The sequence below is a fragment of the Bacillus sp. XF8 genome, assembly GCF_017498755.1.
In the GTDB taxonomy this organism is placed as follows: Bacteria; Bacillota; Bacilli; order Bacillales; family Bacillaceae_G; genus Bacillus_A; species Bacillus_A bingmayongensis.
This window is the reverse complement of the sequence record NZ_JAGDQK010000011.1, coordinates 69,644-92,954: the sequence shown is the minus strand read 5'-3', so window position 1 is coordinate 92,954 and position 23,311 is coordinate 69,644. Positions and strand designations below refer to the sequence as shown.

The following is a 23,311-nucleotide window of genomic DNA, read 5'->3' as shown; positions in this document are numbered from 1 at the left end:
CAATACGTTGTAACACAAATACAAGAAGCGAAGACAAGAAAAGTTGTCTCCGCTTTTATATCGCTTCCGTTTCTCTCTATTTATAGCATGTGGATAAGGGCTAGATCAGAGCTGATTAAGCCACCTCCGCTTTTTATTACAATCCAGTTCCAGCAGCTAGAATGGCCGGTGGCTTCGCGTCTTCCTACGAGGCAAAAAGCGCCTCTTCGTCAGAAGCTCCATCCCCCTCCCATTCTGAACGAGCTGCTTCCACTTTTTATTTAATAACCAAATTCGGTTTTTTGTTTAAGCTATGACGTCCGTCGACGAAACGAACTGTACCGGATTTTGCACGCATAACAAGAGATTCTGTTGTACCAACGCTGCCTTTAAATTGAACACCGCGTAGTAATTCTCCATCTGTTACACCTGTTGCTGCAAAGATCGCATCGTCACCTTTCACTAAGTCTTCCATACGAAGAATACGATTTATATCTTCAATGCCCATTTTTTTGCAACGAGCTAACTCTGCTTCGTTTTGAGGAAGAAGCTTCCCGTGAATTTCTCCACCTAAGCATTTTAATGCAACTGCTGCAAGAACGCCTTCAGGTGCACCACCAGAACCGAATAAAATATCAACACCTGTACGATCAAATGCTGTATTAATCGCTCCAGCTACATCGCCATCATTAATCAATTTAATACGAGCGCCAGCTTTACGAATTTCTTCAATAATCGCTTGGTGACGTGGTCGGTTTAGAACTGTTGCAACAACATCTTCAATATCTTTATTCTTTGCCTTTGCAACGGCACGTAAGTTATCAATAATAGGTGCGTCAATATCAACTGCACCAACCGCTTCTGGTCCAACCGCAATTTTATCCATGTACATGTCAGGAGCATGTAACAAATTACCATGATCCGCAATCGCAATAACAGCAAGTGCATTCCAGCCCCCAGCTGCCACGATATTTGTTCCTTCTAACGGATCAACTGCAACATCGACACGTGGGCCGTATCCCGTACCTAATTTCTCCCCGATGTATAGCATTGGCGCTTCATCCATTTCTCCTTCGCCAATTACAACTGTACCTTTCATCGGAATTGTATCGAATACATCACGCATTGCTGATGTTGCTGCACCATCAGCCTCATCTTTCTTTCCGCGTCCCATCCAACGCGCTGATGATAATGCTGCAGCCTCTGTTACACGTACTAACTCCATAGATAAACTTCTTTCCAAAATAATCCCTCTCCTTTAAGTCTTAATATTTATGCCGTATTTTGTGAACCGTTTCTTTCTATAAAGTGTCGCTTCCGTCAGCAGTGATTCTTCGTCCCCCATTAACGGAAGCACCACCACTTCATCTTTATTTTTGCAATAACAAGCAAAAAACACATTGCTATCAATCATTGCACCTTATGCATTTTTCATTTCTTCAATCTCTTGCTGCGTCATTTGTTCTCGCCAAATGTTTGCACCAAGACCTTTAAGCTTGTCTACTATATTTTCATAGCCTCGGTCAATATGTTCGAGCCCTGTCACTTCTGTAATTCCGTCAGCCATTAATCCTGCAATTACAAGTGCAGCACCTGCTCGTAAGTCGCTCGCTTTTACCTTTGCTCCTTGTAACGGCACAGGCCCTGTCACAATAGCCGAACGGCCTTCTACCTTAATTTGCGCATTCATCCGGCGCAATTCATCAATATGTTTAAAACGAGCACCGTAAATTGTATCTGTTACAACTCCTGTTCCATGCGCCTTTGTTAAAAGAGTTGTAAAAGGTTGCTGCAAATCTGTTGGAAATCCCGGATACACAAGTGTTTTTATATCGACTATCTTTAACTTACGATCCCCATTTACTGTAATTTGATCATCGTTCGTCTCGACTTGTACACCAGCTTCTCGTAATTTTGCAGTGATTGACTCTAAATGTTGCGGGATTACATTATCAACTGTTACTTCTCCACCAGACGCCGCTCCTAAAATCATATACGTACCCGCTTCAATTCGGTCTGGAATAATAGAATGGTGGCATCCGTGCAGAGAATTCACACCATCAATACGAATCACATCTGTACCAGCACCTTTAATTCTCGCTCCCATACTTGTTAGTAACGTCGCCACATCAATAATTTCTGGTTCTTTCGCAGCATTTTCAATCACTGTTCTACCTTTTGCACGCACAGCTGCTAGCATAATGTTAATTGTTGCTCCTACACTAACAACATCTAAATAAATACGAGCTCCTCGTAATTCATCCGCTCTTAAATAGATTGCACCTTGCTCATTTGTCACATGTGCACCTAATGCTTCAAATCCTTTAATGTGCTGATCGATTGGTCTTGGTCCTAAGTGACATCCACCAGGAAGCCCAATTACAGCTTTTTTAAAACGGCCAAGCATAGCGCCCATCAAGTAATAAGAAGCACGTAATTTTTTTACCTTCCCATTTGGCAAGGGCATCGCAACCATTTTGGAAGGATTAACTGTCATCTCTTCCTCCTGACCATACGTTACAACTCCTCCAATTTCCTCTAATAGGTCCCCTAACATCTTCACATCTGAAATGTTAGGTACACCACCGATGGTAACTGGAGTATCAGCTAAAATGGTCGCTGGAATTAGAGCAACCGCACTGTTCTTTGCACCGCTCACGCGAATTGATCCATTTAAAGGTCGTCCACCTTCAATCAGCAACTTTTCCATGTTGAGCTCCCTTCTTGTGAATGTATTTACTTTCAGTTTCTCCTTCTAATAAGGAAAACAGAAAGCCTTTCCTTAAGAATCTCATTCGTTCAGCAAACTATCAACAAAAATATTCTTTTCTTTCTTCCCTGGCCTGAACTTAACAAGCAGTAAGACCTCACCTAAAAATAGTTATACTTTAAGTGAGTAGATGAAGACTAACTGCCTGTCAAGATTTGTTCATCGATTGCTCTAGATACGTTATTACATTTATTAATAGGACTATGCACATTATGTTCCACTTTTATATTGAAAAGGAGTAGAGAACTCCCTTCACATATAGATAATACGAAGAAATGTAGAAATTTAATTAATCTTAAGATTTGTTCACGCTTTCATTATACAACGAAAGGAAACCGTCTAAAAGAGTAGACGGTTTCCAAAACGGAATTTTATTCTTACGCTTTACCGTTAGAACCGAATTCACGAATTTTACCAATAACAGTTGCTTTGATAGCTTCGCGGCCAGGTCCGATAAATTTACGAGGATCGTAAACTTCTTGGTCTTTGTTTAATACTTCACGAACAGCTTTTGTAAACTCGATTTGGTTCTCAGTGTTTACGTTGATTTTTGAAGTACCTAAAGAAATAGCTTTTGTGATGTCAGCAGTTGGGATACCAGTACCACCGTGAAGTACTAAAGGTACACCAGTGAAGTCACGAACTTGTTCCATTTCTTTAAATCCTAAGTTAGGCTCACCTTTGTAAGGACCGTGTACAGAACCTAAAGCTGGAGCTAGGCAATCGATACCTGTTGCTTCAACAAGGTGTTTACACTCTTCAGGATCAGCGTAGATAACGCCTTCAGCGATTACGTCGTCTTCTTGTCCGCCAACTGTTCCAAGCTCAGCTTCTACAGATACGTTACGAGCGTGTGCGTATTCTACTACTTTTTTAGTAGTTTCAACGTTTTCTTCGAATGGGTGGTGAGAAGCGTCGATCATTACAGATGTGAAACCTGCATCGATTGCTTCTTTACATTTTTCGAAGCTTGAACCATGGTCAAGGTGAATCGCTACAGGAACAGTGATGTTCATTTCTTCGATTAAAGCTTTAACCATAGCTACAACTGTTTTGAAACCAGTCATATGACGAGCTGCACCCTCAGATACACCTAAGATTACAGGAGATTTTTCTTCTTCCGCAGCAGCTAAGATAGCTTGAGTCCACTCTAAGTTGTTCATGTTGAATTGACCAACTGCGTATTTTCCTTCTAGTGCTTTGTTTAGCATTTCTTTCATGGAAACTAAAGGCATGGTGAATCCTCCTAAAAAACGTTTTTTGTATCCGATAAGTTCTTATCGCTGGTAGTATGACCAGAATAAGGTAAAACATGTATATTTACATACCGGACTTTTTTCTACACTCAATAGGATAACAACTTGTACTCAAAAACTCAACTGTATTCACCTGCTCATCAGTCCATGTAAACGCTTTTTTTCATATTTTTTATAAAAAATTCATTTTTTAAGCCTCTACAGCGATTTCATTTCGTACCGCTTGACGAATTTCATCAATATCAAATGGCTTAGCAAAGTGCATTAAAGCTCCTAAATCTTTCGCTTCTTGAATCATATCAAGCTCTCCATAAGCAGTCATTAAAATAACTTTAATATCTTCATTAATTTCTTTTACATGTTTTAAAATCTCTATACCATCCATACCTGGAATTTTCATATCTAAGATAACTAAATCTGGATTATCCTTTTTCACGATATCTAAAGCTTGAAATCCATTTGCTGCTTGAAACGTTTGATAACCTTCTTTTTGGAACACTTCATGCAATAAAACACGAATGCCATATTGATCATCAACGATTAAAATTTTCCCTTCCATAATCCCCAACCTTTCTATAGTAAATACAAGATTAAAAGCTTCTTATATCTATATCGATATTTATTTTCGCTATTCATTACCAAATTCCTTCCTATTCTTTCTTATTTTACCGCCTACTATTTTGTTATGCTAGCCCTATTACTTCGCCTTTCTGAAAAAATAGGCTATAATGAAAGCCGCCCTAACATACTCGAAAGGAGCAATACGATGTTAAAAATTTTTTCTACTCAACTGAGCGGCTATTTCACAAGAATTTCTCAAAAAGAAGAGATGAACATAGAAGATAGTGCCCGTCTACTTGCCCAAGCGTTAGTTGGTGATGGCATCGTCTATTTACACGGTACAAAAGAAATGGAAGGCGTTGTTTCGGAAGCATTGCACGGCGCAGAGCCACTAAAACAAGCAAAGCGCTTAATAGAAAATGGTAATCAAGCAGAGGTTACCTCCGCAGACCGCGTACTTCTTATCAGTCGTTTTTCAACAGATGAAAATATCATTTCATTGGCGAAAGGGCTGCAAGAAGAAGGGCACTCCATTGTTGGTATTTCAGCTATCCAAAATGGCCAAGTCTCGCTAGAGCAATTCACAGATGTACATATTGATACAAAATTGCTCAAAGGTTTAATCCCCGATGATGAAGGTAACCGTTATGGATTCCCAAGTTTAATCTTATCTCTATTTGCTTATCACGGATTAAAATTTACAATTGATGAAATGATAGACGAATATGAGTAAAGGAAAAAGGCGTCCAAATTTGGACGCCTTTTTATTACTTGCTTTCTTTGTTCGTAATAGAAGCTTTTACGAAATCATGGAACAATGGTTGTGGACGATTTGGACGAGATACAAGTTCTGGGTGGAACTGTGCTGCCACGAACCAAGGGTGATCTTGTAATTCAATGATTTCTACTAAGCGACCATCTGGGCTTGTACCAGAGAAGATGAAGCCTGCATTTTCCATGTCTTGACGGAATTGGTTGTTGAACTCATAACGATGACGATGACGCTCATATACAACCGGCTCGTTATACGCATTGTAAGCATTTGTTTCTGGCGTAAGCTTACATGGGTATAGACCAAGACGAAGTGTACCACCTAAGTCTTCTACATCTTTTTGTTCTGGTAATAAATCGATAATTGCGTAAGGTGTGTCAGGATTAATTTCAGAAGAGTTAGCACCTTCTAATCCTACTACGTTACGTGCAAATTCAATTGATGCAAGTTGCATCCCTAAGCAAATTCCTAAGAATGGAACTTTATTTTCACGTGCATATTGAATTGCAACGATTTTCCCTTCTACACCGCGATCGCCGAAGCCACCTGGTACTAGGATACCGTCTGTGTCACCAACTAATTCTTGTACGTTTTCTGCTGTTACGTGCTCAGCGTTTACCCATTTCACTTCTACGTCTGTATCAAATGAATAACCTGCATGGCGAAGTGCTTCTACAACAGAGATATATGCATCTTGAAGCTCTACATATTTACCAACAAGAGCAATTTTTGTTTTCTTAGAAAGGTTACGTACTTTTTCTACTAATGCTGTCCACTCTGTCATATCCGCAGCTGGGTTGTCTAGTTTTAAGTGATCGCAAACGATTTGGTCCATATTTTGCTCTTGAAGAGATAATGGAACCGCATATAAAGTATCTGCATCGCGCGCTTCGATAACTGCTTTTGTATCGATGTCACAGAATAATGCAAGCTTGTCTTTCATATCTTGAGAAACAGGCATTTCTGTACGAACAACGATAATATTTGGCTGGATACCTAAGCTACGAAGTTCTTTAACGCTATGTTGCGTTGGTTTTGTTTTCATTTCACCCGCTGCTTTTAAGTACGGGATTAATGTACAGTGAATGTACATTACGTTGTCACGACCAATATCGCTCTTAATTTGGCGAATTGCTTCTAGGAATGGTAGAGACTCGATGTCACCAACAGTTCCCCCGATTTCTGTAATAACAACGTCCGCATTTGTTTCACGGCCTGAACGATATACACGTTCTTTAATTTCATTTGTAATGTGAGGAATAACTTGAACTGTTCCTCCTAAATATTCACCACGACGCTCTTTTTGAAGAACAGAAGAGTAAATTTTACCTGTTGTTACGTTGCTGTATTTGTTTAAGTTAATGTCAATGAAACGCTCATAGTGACCAAGGTCTAAGTCTGTTTCTGCGCCATCATCTGTTACGAATACCTCACCGTGTTGGTATGGGCTCATTGTCCCTGGGTCTACGTTAATGTATGGGTCAAACTTTTGAATTGTTACGTTTAAACCACGATTTTTTAAAAGTCTTCCAAGAGAAGCTGCTGTAATCCCTTTCCCTAAAGAAGATACTACACCGCCTGTTACGAAAATATACTTAGTCATGAAAGTACTCCCTTCTACTTTGTTGTTATATAATCACCGTTGCAAAGCGCAACGTATGTAGATAACACGTATCTATCTTATTGTTAGACTCTTTTTATTTTCTAAACAAAAAACAAAAAAGAAAATTGCTCCCCTCATCACCAAAAGTAATAAGTAGGGAGCAATTTTCTTTTATATTTACACTTTAAAAGTATTATCGTCCTGTTTTAAAGAGCCCAAAAATGATTCTACATGGACGATAATGAAAAGTCAAGAACTACAGTTCTTCCTCTTCTTCTGTTTCATCATACTCGAGTTCTTCGTCAGCGAATTCTTCTTCATCTTCTTCTTCTAAATCATCAAGATCATCGTCGTCTTCAAGAACCTCGTCCAAATCTTCTACATCATCGTCATCGCTGTCGTCTTCACTATCGAAGTCTTCTTCCTCTTCTTCAATGTAGTCATCAAAATCTTCTTCCTCTTCAACCTTACGTTTTTTCTTAGGCTTTGGTTGAGGTAAGATTTCTTCATCGATTTGCTCATATGGGTACCAGCTGCGTAATCCCCAACGGTTTTCTCCTAAATTGATGAAACGTCCATCAATGTTTAAATCTGTATAGAATTGTGCGATCTTCGCAGCAACTTGCTCTTGAGATAGTCCCAGCACTTGAGCGATTTCTTGAACTAAATCCTGGAATGACGTTGCTTGTCTTTTATCCTCTAAAACACTATGTACAACTTCAATCATGGAAAATTCTTTTAGCTCTTCTGGTGAATATTGCTTAAAATCCACTTATGCGGCACTTCCTTTCTTAAAATATAATCCTATATATAACGGCCTGTTTAAAAAAATCCATACTATTCATTATAAACAAAACTCCAACAAATATGCTACAAAAAAAAACGGGAAACTTTTATGAGGAATCGATAAAAGTGATTACAGACTATTATTTACGAGATTAACCTGTAGAGACTATATAAATTCATTGTGATTTTTCGACATATAATTCACCGTTATGAGGAACTGAAGGTGACCTGCATTCGTTTCCTCTCTCTGTTTTCACTTGGGATGAGGCAGAAAGGGAATCTGACCGCTTCTATGCTCAGACGGACGCTCTCTCCCACCTAAAAAAGGTTGTTTTTATATTTATATAGCTTTTTATTTCAGCACCATATGTGCTCCATGTAAGACATACCGAATTTGCATTTCTGTATATTCCTCTAACGTATACAGTTTTTGCAAAGCCCAGCGTCTAAATCCCCACATTTGTCCTTGAATGAAAATATTATGAGCGAGCAGCTGTATTTCCTTTTTCGTTAATGTAAATGTGCCATTTTTCGTGCACTGTTCTAAAATATTTTCAAACATCCCCACCATTTGAAACTCTTTTTCTAGCACATACGGAAGAGATTCTTTCGGTAAAAAGCGAACTTCTTGATACATAATCAACACTTCTTCTTGCAATTCATCCATTACTTTAAAGTAATTTGTTATCGCCACTCTTAAACTTTCAACGCTCCCTATCTCTGTGCATACCACTTCTTCTAGTCGCTCTTTTACATGTTCATAAATACTATCGCATACTAAATACAACACATCATCTTTCGTACGGATATATTCGTAAAGTGTCCCAATGCTGAACCCGGCAGCTTTTGCAATTTCCCTCGTCGTTGTACGAGGAAATCCCTTTTGCTTAAAAAGCTGCACAGCTCCTTTAATCATCTGCTCGCGCCTTAGTGCAACCAACTTCTCATCTTTTACAGACGCATGCACATTATGCTTAACCATCCCCTTCACCTCTCTCTAACATTTGGAAGGAAAAAGCGTAGGAAAATCCCTACGCTTTTTCTCTTATTTCGTTAACATACGAGAAATTACAAGTCTTTGAATCTCTTGTGTTCCCTCATAAATTTGCGTAATCTTTGCATCGCGCATAAAGCGTTCTACCGGGTAATCTTTCGTATAACCGTAACCACCAAATACTTGTACTGCTTCAGTCGTTACTTTCATCGCTGTATCCCCAGCAAACACCTTCGACATCGCTGATTCTTTTCCGTATGGAAGTCCTTCTGATTCTAACCAAGCAGCTTGATATGTTAATAGGCGTGCTGCCTCTACATTTGTCGCCATATCCGCTAATTTAAAACCAATTCCTTGCTGCGCGGCAATTGGCTTCCCAAACTGATGCCGTTCTCTCGCATACTCCACAGAAGCATCTAAAGCTCCTTGCGCGATACCAACAGCCTGCGCCGCAATGCCATTACGTCCACCGTCTAATGTTTGCATTGCAATTTTGAATCCTTGCCCTTCTTCGCCAAGTAAATTCTCAGCAGGAATACGGCAGTCTTCAAACATGATTTCTGTTGTTGGTGAAGAGCGGATTCCAAGCTTACTCTCTTTCTTACCAACTGAAAATCCTAGTGCATCACTTTCTACAATGAATGCACTTGTACCGCGCTGCTTTGATTCTGGATCAGTCAATGCGAAGACAACATAAATATCAGCTATACCACCGTTTGTAATAAAAATCTTGGAACCATTTAAAATGTAATGATCTCCATCACGCTTCGCTGTCGTTCTCATTCCACCCGCATCTGAACCAGAACCTGGTTCCGTTAAGCCGTATGCACCAATCTTCTTTCCTTCCGCCATCGGACGTAAAAATTTTTGCTTTTGTTCCTCTGTTCCAAATTTAAAAATAGGCCAGCCAGCAAGCGAAGTATGAGCAGATAACGTGACACCTGTAGAAGCGCAAACACGAGATAACTCTTCTACAGCAATCACATATGCTAAGTAATCGCTTCCAATTCCGCCGTATTCTTCAGGCCATGGAATCCCTGTTAAACCAAGGTCTGCCATTTGATCAAATAAAGCGCGGTCAAATCGTTCTTCTTCATCGCGTTCTGCCGCTGTCGGTGCCACTTCATTTCTTGCAAAATCTCGAACCATTTTTCTTATCATTTCATGTTCTTCTGATAATTTGAACTGCATGTTTTCTTCCTCCCCACTCTCTTCCCTCTCCTATAGTGCGCGGCTAATAACAAGTCGCTGTATTTCACTCGTTCCCTCATAAATCTCACAAATTTTCGCATCACGGAAAAATCTCTCAACTGGATAATCTTTCGTATAACCATAGCCGCCAAATACTTGCACCGCTTCAATTGCGACATCCACCGCCGTTTTCGAAGCAAATAGCTTTGCGATAGATGCTTCCTTTCCGCACGGAAGTCCTTGTGCTCTAAGCGATGCCGCTCTATATACAAGTAACCTTGCCGCTTCTACGCTCGTAGCCATATCCGCGAGTTTAAAGCCAAGTCCTTGCTGCGCAGCAATCGGCTTTCCAAATTGCTGACGCTCCTTCGCATAATCCACTGCACACGCTAGCGCTGCCTCGGCGATTCCGAGTGCCTGTGCTCCAATACCAATACGGCCAACATCTAAATTCGCCATCGCTACTTTAAAACCTTGTCCTTCTTCGCCAAGCAGATTTTCTGCTGGCACTTTCATATCTTCAAATGTTAGCTGCACTGTACGAGATCCAAGCAACCCCATCTTATGTTCATCTTTCCCAACGATTAATCCTGGCGTATCTTTCTCTACAATAAACGCAGAAATCCCACTTTTCCCTGCATCTGGATTCGTAGAAGCAAATACGATATATGTATCCGCCTCGCCTCCATTTGTAATAAATACTTTTGATCCGTTAATGACATAGTGGTCACCTTGTTTTACAGCCTTTGATTTTAAGCTACCTGCATCTGAACCTGCATTCGGCTCCGTTAAAGCAAATGCCCCTAAATATTCACCCGTTGCTAGTTTGGAAACATATTTTCGCTTTTGTTCTTCTGTTCCAAAATATAGAATAGGGTTTGTTCCAACCGATGTATGTACCGCCAAAATAACACCAATTGTCGCACTCACCTTCGATAATTCTTCGATAGCTAAAATGTAAGAAATGAAATCCATTTCGGCACCGCCATATTTCGCTGGTGCTGGAATTCCCATAAGTCCAAGCTCACCCATTTTCGTCAAAATCTCTCTAGGAAACACCCCTTGTTCCATACTTGGAACAAAGGGAGCAATTTCCTTTTGTGCAAAATCTCGAACCATCTTCCTCATCATTTGCTGCTCTTCTGTAAAATGAAAATTCATATGCCCCGCCTCCATTTGCTATATATCTTCTTCAATCACCTGGTAAGACCACTACTTTGTAAAAAAAGAGGGAGACCTACCTTGCCTTGCTTCTTATTCGTATACGTAGAAGCCGCGACCTGTTTTTCGTCCTAGCCAACCAGCATTTACATACTTACGTAATAATGGACATGGACGATACTTACTATCTCCTAGTCCTTCATGCAGAACTTCCATAATGTATAAACACGTATCTAAACCGATAAAATCCGCTAACGTTAGTGGTCCCATCGGATGATTCATACCGAGCTTCATTACTTCATCAATTGCTTCTTTCGTTGCTACGCCCTCATATAGCGTATAAACCGCTTCATTGATCATCGGTAATAAAATACGGTTAGAAACAAATCCAGGGAAGTCATTCACTTCAACAGGTACTTTTCCAATTTTCTTTGTAATATCTTCAATTGCTTCGTATACTGCATCGTCTGTTGCAAGTCCGCGGATAATTTCAACAAGTTTCATAACCGGAACTGGATTCATAAAGTGCATACCAATTACTTTCTCTGGACGCTTTGTTACTGCTGCGATTTCCGTAATTGGTAAAGAAGAGGTATTTGTCGCCAAAATTGCATGTTCTGGTGCAATTTCATCTAAATTCGCGAAAATTTTCTTTTTAATATCCATTTTTTCAACAGCTGCCTCGATGACAAGATCTGCTTCTTTTACACAATCTAATTCAAGTGTTGCTGTAAGACGATTTAAAGTCGATTCTTTAACTTCTTCATCCATGCGTCCTTTTTCTACTTGTCTAGCTAAATTTTTCGTAATAATGGATAATCCCCGATCTAATTGTTCTTGCTTCAAATCTTGCATATACACGTTATATCCTGCCATTGCACAAACCTGTGCAATGCCGGAACCCATTTGCCCAGCGCCAATTACAACAATTTTTTGTACACTCATTTTTTCTCCCCCTTTTAATCAATGAACCTCAATCATAATCGCGTCGCCTTGGCCACCGCCGCTGCAAATCGAAGCAATTCCAATTCCGCCGCCGCGCTGCTTCAGCGCATGAATAAGCGTTACAATAATCCGTGCTCCACTTGCTCCAATTGGATGTCCCATAGCAACCGCGCCACCGTTTACGTTAATTTTTTCCGGATCAATTCCAGCAATATTTGCACTCGCAATTGCAACTGCTGCAAAAGCTTCATTGATTTCGAATAAATCAATTTCATCCACTGTCTTACCTGTTTTTTTCAAAAGTTCATTAATCACATAACCTGGCGTTCTCGGAAAATCTTTCGCTTCTACTGCAATTGCTGTATGCGCTAAAATCGTCGCTAACGGCTTTCTTCCTTCTTGCTGCGCTCTGTCCTCGCTCATTAATACAAGTGCTGCCCCGCCGTCATTTAGTCCTGGTGCATTCCCAGCTGTTACTGCCGCTGTTTTATCAAATACAGGTTTTAATTTTGCTAGCTTTTCAATTGTTGTATCTTCACGCGGCGCTTCATCTTTCGCTACAACAATTGGGTCTCCTTTTCGCTGTGGTACAGATACAGGTACGATTTCCTCTTCAAATCGCCCTTCTTTTTGCGCAGCAACCGCACGCTGATGACTGCGATACGCCCATTCATCTTGCGCTTCGCGAGAGATCCCATCTTCCTTCGCGACTTCCCCACCATACACGCCCATATGTATGCCAGAAAATGAACACGTTAAGCCATCTACTACATTTAAATCAGCAACTTCATTATGTCCCATCCGGTATCCCCAGCGCGCACCTTGTAAAATATAAGGACTATTACTCATCGATTCCATTCCGCCCGCTACAATAAGCGTTTGATCTCCGGTGCGAATAATTTGGTCCGCTAACGTCACGGAGCGAAGCCCGGATGCACAAACTTTATTCACTGTTTCTGTACGAGTTTCCCAAGGAATCCCTGCTTCTCTCGCCGCTTGGCGCGAAGGAATTTGTCCCTGTCCTCCTTGAACCACCGCTCCAAATATAACTTCTTCAACATCGTTTGCAGCAACATCCGCTCGCTCAAGCGCAGCTTTAATCGCAATTCCTCCAAGTTCCGTTGCTTTTATATCCTTTAAAGATCCCCCAAACTTTCCAACCGGTGTTCTTGCAGCACTTAAAATAACTGTTCTTACCAAGTTTCTTTCCCCCATTTCTTTTTTTCGGCGCTGAGCGCCCGCTCGGTACTCCTACGTTGAGAAGAGGTGCAAACCTTGCACCTCTTTCTAAAGTTGTATGGATTCTTACGTATTACATAGCTTCTTTCTTAGACCCAATTACAGAGCGTTCTAAAATCTCTGTTACATCAAGTGTCTGAACTTGCTCTTCTACCTCTTTTGCTTTCGTACCGTCACTAATCATCGTTAAGCAGTACGGACATCCCGTACCAATGATTGACGGTTTCACAGCAAGTGCTTGCTCTGTACGCGCAACGTTAATACGCGAGCCTGTCGTTTCTTCCATCCACATAAGCCCGCCGCCTGCGCCGCAGCACATGCCCGTTTCACGATTACGCTCCATTTCAACAACTTTTACACCGGGAATTGCTTTTAAAATACTGCGCGGTGCTTCATATACTTCGTTGTATCTTCCTAAATAACAGGAATCATGATACGTAATCGTTTCTTCAATGCGGTGAACCGGCTCTAATCGCCCTTCTTTCACCCACTGTGCTAATAATTCTGTATGATGATAGACTTCTGCTTGTAGGCCAAAGTCTGGATACTCATTTTTAAATGTGTTATAGGCATGCGGATCAATCGTAACGATTTTCTTCACACCTGCTTTTTCAAACTCCTCAATATTCTTAGTTGCCATCTCTTGGAACACGAATTCATTTCCAAGGCGGCGCGGCGTATCTCCAGAGTTCTTTTCTTTGTTACCAAGAATCGCAAATGATATGCCAGCTTTATTCATCAGCTTCGCAAATGATATCGCAATTTTCTGACTGCGATTATCATACGATCCCATTGATCCAACCCAGAATAAATATTCAAATTCTTCGCCAGCTTTTGTTTTCTCTTTTACAGTCGGAACTGTTACTTCATCATCGCCTTGACGCCATGTTTCACGCTCTTTACGATTCAGCCCCCACGGGTTCCCTTGGCGTTCGATATTTGTCATTGCACGCTGCGCTTCTGGATCCATCTTTCCTTCTGTTAAAACGAGATAACGGCGTAAATCAATGACTTTGTCAACGTGCTCATTCATAACTGGACACTGATCTTCACAGTTACGGCACGTTGTACATGCCCAAATTTCTTCTTCTGTAATGACGTCCCCAATCAAGCTTGGATCATAAGCAAGTGCCGTTGCAGCCGATTCTTGTTGTCCTTGCCCCGCTGCCATCATCGCTAACTGATTTCCTTGTGTATTGTTAAAGGCAACTGCCGGAACCCATGGTACCTTTGATGTCACCGCTGCCCCTTTATCTGTCAAATGATCGCGAAGCTTTACAATTAAATCCATTGGTGACAACATCTTGCCCGTCCCTGTTGCCGGGCACATATTTGTACAGCGGCCGCACTCTACACAAGCGTATAAATCAATGAGCTGAGTCTGTCTAAAGTCTTCAATTTTTCCAACACCAAATGTTTCTTGTGTTTCATCTTCAAAATCAATCTTTTCAAGCTTTCCTGGATTAGAAAGACGACTAAAGAATACATTGGCCGGTCCAGCAATTAAATGTGCATGTTTTGACTGTGGTACATAAACTAAGAACGTTAACAAAATAAGTAGATGCACCCACCAAGAGAAATAGAACACCGAAATGGCTACGGTTTCATTTATTCCTGAAAAAACGTAAGCAATTCCAGAAGCAATCGGTTCGCTCCATGAAAGCTCCTCGCCGTGCCATATAATGCCCATACCGTTACCAAGTAGTACAGAAAGCATTAAGCCCCCGATAAAAATAAGAACAAGGCCTGATTTAAAATTACGTTTTAAACGAACCAGCTTTTCAACGTATCTTCTATGAAAAGCCCAAAATACTGCGATTAAAATCATTAGTGTGACAATTTCCTGGAAGAATGTAAATGCAGGGTATAGTGGTCCAAGTGGAAGATGTGATCCTGGTGCAAGTCCTTTCCAAATGAAGTCAATTGCTCCAAATTGGACAAGAATAAATCCATAAAAAAACATAACGTGCATGATACCGCTTTTTTTATCTTTCAGCAACTTCTTCTGACCGAAAACGTTAACCTTCAGAAGATCCCATCGTTCTTTAAAGCGGCGATCAAATTCTACTTTTTTTCCTAATTGTATGTAGGCCATCCTCGTTCGTATAAGATATACAAACAAATACCCCGCATAAGCAATAACAGCAATGGCAGCCAGCCAATTCATGATCAGTAAGCTATTCATTTTTATGCTACCCCTCTCTTTGTAAGCCCTCTTTCTTTTAGAATCTTCGAAAATAAATAATTTTCTGAATTATATCCCCTATCCCCATTATATAATGAGTGAGCATTCAGTCAACAGTTTTTTGTTATACAACAACACATTTTTTCATAAAGCTGTTTATTTGGGTGAAAATATAAGAATGAATTCTTAGGAGGTAATTTGATTATGCTCTTTTTATCTCTCGTACTAATATGTTTTGTCATATGGGTCCTACTCGACTTTTTATTTGGAAGGAAACATCATTTAAAAAAAATAAGGCCCCGCTCTTTTCCTTTAAGACGAAGCAATTTTAAATTGTATACATGGGGAACCAATTTATACAATGATTTATTTATGGATATACAACAAGCAAATCATCATATACATATTTTATTTTTCATTGTCAAAAATGATGAAATTAGTCAAAATTTTTTACAGCTTCTCACTGAAAAAGCAAAGCAAGGTATACAAGTACGTCTTCTACTCGATCGTATAGGAAGTCATCATTTATCGGATGAATCTATTCGTTCACTGCGAGAGCACGGTGTGTCTTTTTCATATTGTCATAAAATCAAATTTCCTTTTCTCTTTTTTTCCGCAAATCAAAGAAACCATCGCAAAATTACGATTATTGATGGGAAAATTGGTTATATCGGCGGATTCAATATCGGAGAAGAATATTTAGGGCATAATCCTAAATTGGGTTTGTGGCGCGATTATCATTTGCGCCTAACCGGAGAAGGCGTGCAAGATTTACAAAAACAATTTTTACACGATTGGCGTGATGATACAAATGAAGATTTACTAGAAGAAGCGTCATTTTTTCCTAAACAAGCACCAGGTCCTATGCTACAACGCTTTATCCCAACAGACGGTGCTTATTTACAGGAAACATTTGTATCACTTATTGAAAGTGCAAAAGAAGAACTCTACATTGGCACACCCTATTTCATTCCGGGAAAAGTAGTAATGAATGCTTTATTACAAGCGAAAAAACGTGGTGTTCACATTACAATTCTTGTACCCCAAAAAGCAGATCACCCACTCGTTCGCGAAGCTAAATTACCATACTGCCGGAAATTGATGAAAGCAGGCTGTAACATTTATGAATTTCAGCAAGGGTTCTTTCACGCAAAAATTATTATGGTAGATGACCATACTTGTGATATTGGAACAGCTAATGTTGACATGAGAAGTTTATATATCAATCACGAAATAAATTGTCTCTTATATGATTCAGCTTTTATACAAGAAATTAAAACGAAAATTAATGAAGACATAGAAGGATCTGTACTACTTTCTTGGAAAGATGTTTCCTCCCTATCTTTTATTGATAAAGGAAAGGAATGGATTGGGACATTGCTGGCGTTTTTCTTATAACACAACTTACAAAGTAACGAGGTGTTTCATACATGATCATACGCTTTGGATATGTCTCACATGCAGTCGCATTGTGGGACTGTTCTCCTGCCAAAACAATGACATTTACAACGTGGAGCAAGCTAGGAAAACAAGAGCGAGAAGAAAAATTATATAACATTACAATACAAAATCTTATGCATACATTACGTATCCTTCATTACAATATCGCACATGAAATTCCATTATACCGATTATCATCTTCCATTGTTCCACTAGCAACTCATCCTGAAGTCGATTTTGATTATATCAATATCTTTAAACCACTTTGGCATAAGATAGGGGAATTAATTCGAGAGCATAACTTACGGGTTAGCTTTCATCCAAACCAGTTCACATTATTTACAAGTGAAAAACCTCATATCACAGACAATGCTGTGTTAGATATGACATATCACTATAATGTATTAGATGCAATGAGTTTAGCGGATTCTTCTTATATTAATATTCATGTAGGTGGTGCATATGGTAACAAAGAAAAAGCAGTTCTGCGCTTTCATGAGAATATAAAAAAGCTTCCATCACCTATCAAACAGCAAATGACACTTGAAAATGATGATAAAACATATACAGCTTCTGAAACATTAGCTATTTGCCAGGAAGAAAGAATTCCTTTTGTCTTTGATTATCATCATCACATAGCAAATATTTGTGATGAACCGTTAGAGGAACTACTACCAGTTATTTTCGAAACGTGGAATCATACACATACAGTTCCTAAAGTCCATATTTCTTCACCGAGGTCAGAAAAGGAGTTCAGAGCTCACGCTGACTATATTGATGCTGCATTTATAAAACCTTTTTTACACATTGCCAAGGTCATGAATCAGGACTTCGATATCATGATTGAGAGCAAACAAAAAGATTTAGCACTGTTTCAGTTAGTCGATGAGCTTGCTTCTATAAGAGGAATAAAACGGACAAGCGGTGCAACGTTACAATGGTAATTGTAACGTTCAGGCTGTGGAGAAAGTCTTCTCCACAGCCTGAAAAAAGAACCCATCAATGGGTTCTTTTTCTATCTTAATGTTCAAATGGTAAATCTGAAGCTAATTGTACTTGTTCCTGTTGATTTGTTAATGCGTGATCTTGACTCACTCCGAACGCAACACCAGCGAGCATTGCTATTGCCATTAAACCACATGCAAGAAATTTTTTCATCACTTATCACCCTATGTTCTATTTTTTCTAAATATATCATGAAATAATTTCTTAAAAAAATGCAATTATGCATATTCTCGTATGATTTTATTATTTAAAAATATAAAGTGAAACTTCCATCAGCGGGGGGTTCTTAATCCTACACTGATGGCTAACTCTCGCCGATTAGGCATTTACGGACAATTATCTTTCACCTATCTTCCTCATTTCTCCCTGAATCTTGAGGTGGGAGTCCTACTGCCCGCGAATAGCGGATAAATTTAATTAGTGAGAGAATATTGTCCGTTCATTACGACCAGCTAAGTCCTTTTTTGCTAACAATGTTTCTTTGTAAGAATGTAAATCTAGTAAATCAAAAAATAATAAAGCCTTTTCATAAACAAATGTAATTTCACTCGGCGGATAGATTAATTTCTCTAAGCACTCTCCCTTTTGGTAGTACAGTTGTCCAAGAAGCTTCATACTCCCAATAAGACGCGACGTTTCAATTGCTTTGTCTACTTGCTGGAGCGATTTTTCATATTCGTTATTTAAATATAAAGATTTCGCATAATTATATCGAACTTTAACAACAAAATCCTGATCACTCTGTAATGACTCAAGCTGTTTTAAAATATCTTGAAATAATGTAATAGCTTTTTCTAAATGGTTATTTTCTGCATAAATACTAGCAATCGAATTTTCAATATATAAATTTTGAAACACGTCCACCCCGCCATACTGCTGATGAATTATATTTTTCAGCTCTGAAATGCAATATTCAAAATTAACCTTCTTTAAAGCATAAGCAGATAAATGATAATACCATAGAAGAAACTGCTTAAATTCAGGGTGACTTTCTTCTTTCTTAAGCTCTTCTGAAACAATTTTGTGGATTTCAGCATATTGCTTCTTCTTACACAATATTTGAATTTGATCCTTAAACTGCTTCTTTCTTTCAATATCAGAATAAATGAGAACTTCATAAAAATGAATGATGGGAACTTGTAATTTCGCTGCAATCCCTTGAAGTATATCCATACTTGGATATACTGCTCCTGACTCAATCCTGCTTACTTCTGATTGATGACATATATTATCAGACAACTGCTTTTGTGTTAAACCTCTTAACATTCTAATTTTCTTTATTTCGGCTCCCAGCTTTTCTGCGTGCATAATAGCTCACCATCCCATTACAGAAATCTAACTTTTCAAGTTGTCATACCACTAGAATAATGGTTTTTCGACATTTTTAGACATGAAATATTGCATAATATGTATCATTCAGCAAACTTTTCTTGTAAATTATCTTATACAAATACAATACTCTAAGTGTTAGAGATAAGTGATAGAAAAGTTGCTAGTACATTCCTTACTTTTGTTCTACTGTATCCTTTATCAATAGAAGTAATTTTCGTGCCCCGAAATTGATAAAAGTGAAGTGAATGTTGAAGTTACTCAACCTAGTTTGATAATTAGTAAATAAAATGAACCACAAAACGTCAAAGTAGGAAATATTGCTAAAACTACTTAAAATGTGAAGTACAAGAGGCTAACGCGTAACAAAAACAAGTTACCACTGAAAAAATGTTGATTTTCAACTTACAAGAAAATCAAACCAAAGTATATCTTTTCCAAATATATAAAAATGACAAAGTATATGGTCAAGACATCATTGTTAAAGTAGATAAACATGAGGTAATTAAGACTGTTAGTGGTAAAATTGCCCAAAATATAGAACAGCAACCTATTCTTACTATAACAAATTTTTTGTCGAAAAATGAAGCAAAATCTATATTATGTCATACACTTTACATTCTAGTGATAGAGATTCAAAAAAGAAAAAAAGATGTTTACCACTATAACCGGTAAACATCTTTTTCTATATCCATCCCTTTTCCTCTGCTATTGTGATAGCTTCAATTCTATTTTTAGCATCTAGCTTTGTTAGTACCTCTGAAATATAATTGCGTACTGTACCAGGAGAAAGATAAAGGGCCTTCGCAATTTCATTTGCTGTTTTTCCTTCTTTCGCTAACAAAAGTACTTCTTTCTCGCGATCTGATAATGGATTTTGTTCTTGCCATAATCCAAACATTAATTCAGGAGAAATCTCCCGCTTTCCCTTCATTACATTACGGATTGCTGCTGCTAAATCTTCACTCGGACTATCTTTTAATAAATACCCATGAACGCCAGCTTTCATCGCCCTTTCAAAATAACCTGGTCGTGCAAACGTTGTTAAAATCATTACCTTACATGATAATTTTTTCTTCTGTAATGTTTCAGCAACATCCAATCCACTTTGAATTGGCATTTCAATATCCATAATACTTACATCTGGCTGCAGTTTTTCAATTAATTTTAAAGCTTCTTCCCCATTCTCTGCTTGCCCAACCACTTCAATATCGTCTTCTAAATCAAGTAGGGCTCCTAGCGCCCCGCGTAGCATTCGTTGATCTTCAGCAATAATAATTCGAATCATGCTCTCACCTCATCTTTTCCTGTTCTAATTACAATAGGAACTTTCACCGTTAGCATCGTTCCACGATTGATTTCATCTAACTCTAGCGTCCCATCAATAAGAGCGAGTCTTTCCCTCATACCTAATATGCCATTTCCATCTTTACCTTGCACTTGTAACCCTACTCCATTATCCTGAACCTGCAAAGTCAGTTCTCCTTGTGTTTCAAATAAAGAAACTGTACATGCCGTTGCCTTACTATGTTTGACAACATTCGTTACCGCCTCACGTAAACACATTCCTAAAATATTTTGTTCAAGTGGTGATAATGAACTAGAACTCGCCTTTTTCTCTACTTCTAATGAAATATTAGCAGCTTGCAGGATAGCCTTTATTTGCTCAAGTTCTTCCTCAACAGTAATCATCCGCATATCTGAAATTAATTCTCGTAATTGCTTCAAAGCTGTACGTGATGTTTGCGTAATTTCTTTTGCTTCAAGACTTGCACGTTCTGGATTTTTCACAATCAGTTTCTCAACAAGCTGACTTTTTAAAGTAATAAGAGATAATGTATGACCTAATGTATCGTGAAGATCCCTTGCAATTCGCTGACGTTCTTCACGTTTTACTAAGTCTTTAATTTGTTCATTAGCTTGGCTCAATTGCATTTTCAACATTTTTTTTTGATTAAAGTTACGCATACCAAATGGTGTAAGAAGCATTAAAATAAACATTGGAACTATATTGACTAAACTTGTAGTTGTTAGCTGCTTTACATACACGAATATAAACGCTCCAAGCATTACTATCAAAAGACCAAACAACACTCGAAATACTTTTTTATTTGGTACAAATCCCATCGCACTGGCAGTAAAAAAACCAAAAAAGATCATAAAGGGATTATAAAGCAAAGCAAATATGAATATAATCACCATTTGAATACATGCCCATAAAACAAACGTCTTTTTCACAAAATAAAGCTGACGGTATGTGATGACAAAAACCACCAACATGCCGATCCCCATTAAAAGTTTCCATCCCGATACTTGCGTTAAATTGTAAATTGGAAATAGTAGATACACAAACCACATATAAGGGAAGAACCCCATTTGCTTTGGAAAAAGTTCAAACTGCTTTTTCTCCATCATTTATACCGCTTCCTGTCTTTTTCTTATATATATTGATATTACAACAAATATAAGGAAATAACCTCCTAAAACCGCGGTATTTTCCCATCCTATAGACTTTCCAGCGACAATATCCCATGCTCCGCTTCCAAAATGATAGGTTGGTGTCCATTCACCAATTTTTCTTAATACCTTTGGAAACACTTCAATCGGCATCCATAAACCGCCTAGAACTGCTAAACTCATATTTAAAATATTAGCGAGCCCAGCAGCTGCGTCTGCTTTCTTAATTGAACCTACAACCGTTCCAAGTGCTAAAAATGGTGTCACACCTAGTAATAGCCATAATCCCGCACCAATCCATTGTCCAATTGTTAATTCCACATTATTAATTAATATGCCGGCAACAAAGATCACAAGTATTGAAAAAGCATTTACCACTGTTTGAGCAATAATTTTAGCTGTTAAATATGCTCCCTCTGGAAGTGGTGTAATTTTTAAAAGGTGTGTCCATCCTTGCCCCTTTTCTTGAGAAAGTCTCACGCCAAAACTAAAAAGTGCTGTTCCTACAATACTGAAAGTAGCCATCGAAATTAAATAATGCGCTTTCCAAGCATCTCCGTTTTGTGGTACTTGAATGACATTCGTAAAAATGTAATAGAACATAACTGGCATTAATAGTGAGAAAAAGATAAATAATTTATTGCGGAATGTACGTAAAATCTCTATTTTGCATTGCATCCATAATGCTTTCATGCGATTCCCTCCTTCTGATTTGCGATAAACTGTTCAAACGCTTCATCAAGACTTCCACGCTCAACTGAAATATCTGTAACAGGTAAATTCTCTTTATAAATTGCTTGCAACGTAGCATCCGTATCATCTGTTGTGAGAATAACGCGCTGCTCATGGAACTGGACTCCCGTAACATGCGGTAACTCCTTCAGCAAGCCTGTCGGAATTTTTTCCTTTGGATAAAATGAAATCGTTTTTCGAGAAATCGTCGCTTTCATTTCCTCTGGTGTACCATCTGCAATGATTTTTCCGTTTGCAAATAATAAAATGCGATCCGCTAGTGCATCAGCTTCTTCTAAATAATGCGTTGTTAAAATAATCGTTTTCCCTTCACTTGCTAACTTTCGAATCGTTTCCCAGAAGGTCTTTCTAGACGTAATATCCATTCCTACAGTCGGTTCATCTAAAAATAATAAATCCGGATTTCCAGCAAGTGCGAGCGCAAAATTTAAACGTCTTTTCTGACCACCAGATAGTTTTTCACATCGTTGCTTTATTTCTGACTCTAAGTTTGATAACTGAAGCAATGTTTCTTTTGCAACCGGATTCGTATAATAACTACGAAACAAATCAATTGCCTCGCCAACTGATATACTATCAATCACACTTACCTCTTGTAACATTGCGCCAAGACGATTACGAACATCTCGATGCTTAGGACTCTTCCCAAATATAGAAACACTTCCTTCTGATGGATCTTTTAATCCCAGCATCATTGAGATCGTTGTTGTTTTTCCCGCACCATTTGGCCCAAGGAGTGCAACAATTTGCCCTTTCTCCACATGAAATGAAACTTTATTTACAGCCTTTTTATGTTTAAATGTTTTCGAAACACCATTTACTTCGATAATCTTTTCCATCTCTCCACCTCCGCTGTTCCTTATATTTACATTGTATAAATTGGAA

At 38.7% G+C, this 23,311-nt stretch carries 20 protein-coding genes and 2 pseudogenes; 4 read left to right on the top strand and 18 right to left on the bottom strand.

The window, feature by feature from the left end:
- Nucleotides 1-256: 256 nt before the first annotated feature.
- The 4 genes from glpX to spo0F form a co-directional block, all read right to left on the bottom strand.
- Complete coding sequence (gene glpX / locus J4P91_RS08380; protein ID WP_003209232.1) at nt 257-1,222, bottom strand: class II fructose-bisphosphatase; 966 nt, start codon at nt 1,220-1,222, stop codon at nt 257-259.
- A gap of 177 nt (nt 1,223-1,399) precedes the next feature.
- Nucleotides 1,400-2,689: a UDP-N-acetylglucosamine 1-carboxyvinyltransferase gene (gene murA, locus J4P91_RS08375; RefSeq protein ID WP_017153574.1), complete on the bottom strand. Its 1,290-nt coding sequence runs from the start codon at nt 2,687-2,689 to the stop codon at nt 1,400-1,402.
- 437 nt (nt 2,690-3,126) lie between these two features.
- Entirely contained in the window at nt 3,127-3,984 is an 858-nt protein-coding gene (locus tag J4P91_RS08370; protein ID WP_017153575.1) for a class II fructose-bisphosphate aldolase, read from the bottom strand.
- Nucleotides 3,985-4,195: 211 nt separating this feature from the next.
- On the bottom strand, nt 4,196-4,564 hold the full coding sequence (gene spo0F / locus J4P91_RS08365) for a sporulation initiation phosphotransferase Spo0F (RefSeq protein ID WP_000398590.1): 369 nt from the start codon (nt 4,562-4,564) through the stop codon (nt 4,196-4,198).
- Between the two features lie 207 nt (nt 4,565-4,771).
- Here spo0F and J4P91_RS08360 point away from each other — a divergent pair, with 207 nt between their 5' ends.
- The gene (locus J4P91_RS08360; protein WP_207993587.1) at nt 4,772-5,299 is read left to right on the top strand and encodes a DUF2529 domain-containing protein; all 528 of its coding nucleotides are present in this window, start codon (nt 4,772-4,774) and stop codon (nt 5,297-5,299) included.
- Between the two features lie 34 nt (nt 5,300-5,333).
- Here J4P91_RS08360 and pyrG read toward each other — a convergent pair whose 3' ends face one another.
- The 8 genes and pseudogenes from pyrG to J4P91_RS08320 all read right to left on the bottom strand — a co-directional run bounded on the left by pyrG (nt 5,334) and on the right by J4P91_RS08320 (nt 15,442).
- Nucleotides 5,334-6,941, bottom strand: coding sequence for a CTP synthase (gene pyrG, locus J4P91_RS08355; protein WP_017153577.1), 1,608 nt, complete (start codon nt 6,939-6,941; stop codon nt 5,334-5,336).
- Nucleotides 6,942-7,197: 256 nt separating this feature from the next.
- Nucleotides 7,198-7,713: a DNA-directed RNA polymerase subunit delta gene (rpoE, locus tag J4P91_RS08350; RefSeq protein WP_207993586.1), complete on the bottom strand. Its 516-nt coding sequence runs from the start codon at nt 7,711-7,713 to the stop codon at nt 7,198-7,200.
- 366 nt (nt 7,714-8,079) lie between these two features.
- Nucleotides 8,080-8,709 (bottom strand): TetR/AcrR family transcriptional regulator, encoded by a 630-nt coding sequence (locus tag J4P91_RS08345; RefSeq protein WP_207993585.1) that lies wholly within the window; start codon nt 8,707-8,709, stop codon nt 8,080-8,082.
- A gap of 63 nt (nt 8,710-8,772) precedes the next feature.
- The gene (gene acdA, locus J4P91_RS08340) at nt 8,773-9,912 is read right to left on the bottom strand and encodes an acyl-CoA dehydrogenase AcdA (RefSeq protein ID WP_207993584.1); all 1,140 of its coding nucleotides are present in this window, start codon (nt 9,910-9,912) and stop codon (nt 8,773-8,775) included.
- A gap of 30 nt (nt 9,913-9,942) precedes the next feature.
- Nucleotides 9,943-11,073 carry an acyl-CoA dehydrogenase gene (locus J4P91_RS08335; RefSeq protein ID WP_207993583.1) on the bottom strand — a complete coding sequence of 377 codons (1,131 nt, stop codon included), beginning with the start codon at nt 11,071-11,073 and terminating at the stop codon, nt 9,943-9,945.
- Nucleotides 11,074-11,166: 93 nt separating this feature from the next.
- Nucleotides 11,167-12,018 (bottom strand): 3-hydroxybutyryl-CoA dehydrogenase, encoded by an 852-nt coding sequence (locus J4P91_RS08330; protein WP_207993582.1) that lies wholly within the window; start codon nt 12,016-12,018, stop codon nt 11,167-11,169.
- 18 nt (nt 12,019-12,036) lie between these two features.
- Nucleotides 12,037-13,321: pseudogene (locus J4P91_RS08325) on the bottom strand (acetyl-CoA C-acetyltransferase).
- 9 nt (nt 13,322-13,330) lie between these two features.
- A complete protein-coding gene (locus J4P91_RS08320) occupies nt 13,331-15,442 on the bottom strand; it encodes a (Fe-S)-binding protein (RefSeq protein WP_017153584.1) in 2,112 nt (703 codons plus the stop codon).
- Between the two features lie 204 nt (nt 15,443-15,646).
- On the opposite strand from J4P91_RS08320, the gene cls reads away from it, so the two are divergent.
- Both cls and uvsE read left to right on the top strand, forming a co-directional pair.
- On the top strand, nt 15,647-16,840 hold the full coding sequence (cls, locus tag J4P91_RS08315) for a cardiolipin synthase (protein ID WP_207993580.1): 1,194 nt from the start codon (nt 15,647-15,649) through the stop codon (nt 16,838-16,840).
- 32 nt (nt 16,841-16,872) lie between these two features.
- Nucleotides 16,873-17,826 carry a UV DNA damage repair endonuclease UvsE gene (gene uvsE / locus J4P91_RS08310; RefSeq protein ID WP_207993579.1) on the top strand — a complete coding sequence of 318 codons (954 nt, stop codon included), beginning with the start codon at nt 16,873-16,875 and terminating at the stop codon, nt 17,824-17,826.
- Between the two features lie 76 nt (nt 17,827-17,902).
- Here the strand turns inward: uvsE and J4P91_RS08305 are convergent, their stop codons facing one another.
- Nucleotides 17,903-18,040, bottom strand: a complete 138-nt coding sequence (locus J4P91_RS08305) for a quorum-sensing peptide PapR (protein ID WP_017153587.1) — start codon at nt 18,038-18,040, stop codon at nt 17,903-17,905.
- Between the two features lie 264 nt (nt 18,041-18,304).
- On the bottom strand, nt 18,305-19,195 hold the full coding sequence (locus tag J4P91_RS08300) for a helix-turn-helix domain-containing protein (RefSeq protein ID WP_207993578.1): 891 nt from the start codon (nt 19,193-19,195) through the stop codon (nt 18,305-18,307).
- A gap of 165 nt (nt 19,196-19,360) precedes the next feature.
- Between J4P91_RS08300 and J4P91_RS29565 the strand changes: the two are divergent.
- Nucleotides 19,361-19,837, top strand: a pseudogene (locus J4P91_RS29565) (M4 family metallopeptidase); the annotation flags it as partial.
- A gap of 64 nt (nt 19,838-19,901) precedes the next feature.
- Here the strand turns inward: J4P91_RS29565 and J4P91_RS08295 are convergent.
- The 4 genes from J4P91_RS08295 to J4P91_RS08280 are packed head-to-tail and all read right to left on the bottom strand — an operon-like array spanning nt 19,902 to nt 23,265.
- Nucleotides 19,902-20,504 (bottom strand): response regulator transcription factor, encoded by a 603-nt coding sequence (locus J4P91_RS08295; RefSeq protein WP_207993577.1) that lies wholly within the window; start codon nt 20,502-20,504, stop codon nt 19,902-19,904.
- Nucleotides 20,501-21,631, bottom strand: a complete 1,131-nt coding sequence (locus J4P91_RS08290; RefSeq protein WP_207993576.1) for a sensor histidine kinase — start codon at nt 21,629-21,631, stop codon at nt 20,501-20,503. Before J4P91_RS08290 ends, J4P91_RS08295 begins: the two co-directional genes overlap by 4 nt.
- Nucleotides 21,632-22,366 (bottom strand): ABC transporter permease, encoded by a 735-nt coding sequence (locus J4P91_RS08285; RefSeq protein ID WP_207993575.1) that lies wholly within the window; start codon nt 22,364-22,366, stop codon nt 21,632-21,634.
- Nucleotides 22,363-23,265 carry an ABC transporter ATP-binding protein gene (locus J4P91_RS08280; RefSeq protein ID WP_207993574.1) on the bottom strand — a complete coding sequence of 301 codons (903 nt, stop codon included), beginning with the start codon at nt 23,263-23,265 and terminating at the stop codon, nt 22,363-22,365. Before J4P91_RS08280 ends, J4P91_RS08285 begins: the two co-directional genes overlap by 4 nt.
- Between the last annotated feature and the right edge of the window lie 46 nt (nt 23,266-23,311).